At 67.2% G+C, this 430-nt stretch carries 1 protein-coding gene; it reads left to right on the top strand.

Translation table 11 applies throughout. The features are described 5' to 3' along the window. Window positions 1-430 (top strand): glycosyltransferase (locus AC507J_RS32350; protein ID WP_496294372.1); only part of this gene is annotated, 430 nt, incomplete at both ends.

The raw sequence follows: 430 nt of genomic DNA, 5'->3' as shown, positions 1-430 counted from the left end.
GTCGAGGTCATCGCCACCACCGGCACCCAACGCCACCCACACACCCTCAACCTCGGCCCACCCGCCCCCAACATCCACATCACCCAATGGCTCAGCCACACCCACCTCCTCCCCCGCTGCGCCGCCGTCATCACCACCGGCGGACCCGCCACCATCATGGCCGCCCTCCAACACGGCAAACCCCTCATCATCACCCCCACCACCTGGGACAAACCCGACAACGCCCGCCGCATCACCAACGCCGGCCTCGGCCTCCACCTCAACCCCAAACACTGCACCCCCCACACCCTCCGCACCGCCGTCCAAGAACTCCTCACCAACCCCACCTACCAACACAACGCCCACACCATCGCCAAACAACTCGCCACCACCAACGGACCCACCCACGCCGCCCACCTCCTCGAAAACCTCACCACCCACCACCGGACGG

The sequence above is a fragment of the Micromonospora sp. PRAS1 genome, from assembly GCF_059553435.1.
This window is presented reverse-complemented; position numbering and strand designations above follow the sequence as displayed.